1 protein-coding gene is annotated in these 1,302 nt (G+C 57.1%); it reads right to left on the bottom strand.

What is annotated here, in order from left to right:
• Positions 1-80: 80 nt before the first annotated feature.
• A complete protein-coding gene (locus HMPREF0183_RS11230; protein WP_005886220.1) occupies positions 81-1,283 on the bottom strand; it encodes an IS481 family transposase in 1,203 nt (400 codons plus the stop codon).
• Between the last annotated feature and the right edge of the window lie 19 nt (positions 1,284-1,302).

A 1,302-nucleotide genomic window follows, 5' to 3' on the forward strand; every position in this document is an offset into this window, starting at 1 on the left:
TTTGTGATCAGTCGGGACATCGTTGACATTGTCAGTCGCGACATGGTTGACACTTTACGCCGCAGGGTTAGAGCAGTGTTCTAGCTTTGTGGCGTTTGTGTTTGGGTGGGGCGGGTGTTCTTGATCAGGTTTGGTTGGTAACGACGGCCTGTGTCGATGTTGTGTTCGGCGATGATTTCTCCGGTTTCTGTGTTGGTTGTTAGTGCGTGAGTGCCGGTGATGATGGTGAGTGTGCGTGTTCCTGTGTGGGCGCGGCCGATGCCGAGGTATCTCATTTGTCCGGCGAATCGAAGTGTGATGCGGCCTGCTTTGTCGACTTTGTCGTTGCGTACTCGGTTGTCTTCGGTGACGAGGGGCTGGGGTGATGCTTTGGGTAGGGCTTCGTAGGCTTGTTGTGGGGTGCGGCGTCCTAGTGCTCGGTGGGGGCGTTCGGTGTTGTACCAGTGGCGGAATGTGTCGAGTTGTTGTTGCAGTTCAGGGATGGTTTCTGCGGGGGTTTGTGCGCGGATCCATTTTTTGAGGGTTTGGTGGAAGCGTTCTATTTTTCCTTGGGTTTGTGGGTGGGCGACTCGACCGTTTTTCTGTTTGATGCTGTGGTGTTCAAGGAATTTTTCGAAGGCGGTTTTTCCTCCTTTGGCGCCTGCTAGCCGCGCGGTGAATATGAGGCCGTTGTCGGTGAGGGTGGATTGGGGTAGGCCGTAGGTATCGGTGATGGTGTGTATGGCGGTGGCGACGGTGGGTCCGTACACCCTGGGGTGGGCGACGAGGTAGAGCAGGTAGCGGGAGTGGTCGTCGATGAAGTCGAGGACGTCGATGGCTTTGCCGTTGCGGAGTCGGGTGTGGGTGACATCGGCTTGCCAGCATTCGTTTGGCAAGGTCGCTTCGAAGCGTCGTAGGGATGCTTTAGGTCGTTTGGCTGGTTGTGGGGTGACCATTCCTTGTTGAGTCAGGATGCGGCGGATGGTGGATTCGGCGGGGGCGTGGAGTCCGCGTTGGGTGAGGATCCAGGCGATTGTTTCTGGGCCGTTGTCTGCGCCTTTGGCGGTGAGTTCTCGGCGGATTGCGATGATGTTTTTGATGGTCGTGTCAGTGGTTTTGTTGGGTGTGGATCGGGGTGCGGTGGATTGTGGTAGTACCGCTTCGGGTCCGCCGGCGTGGTAGCGCTTGAGGAGGGTGTAGATCCATTGTCGGGAGCGGTTGAAGTGGCGGGCTGCTTGGCTGATGCTCATGTGTTGTTCGGTCACGGCTTTGACGATTGCGAGGTTGGGGTTGTTGTAGCTCATGGCTCATTGTCGCTGGCCG

Origin of the sequence: Brevibacterium mcbrellneri ATCC 49030, assembly GCF_000178455.1 — a bacterium.
GTDB classification, from domain to species: Bacteria; Actinomycetota; Actinomycetes; order Actinomycetales; family Brevibacteriaceae; genus Brevibacterium; species Brevibacterium mcbrellneri.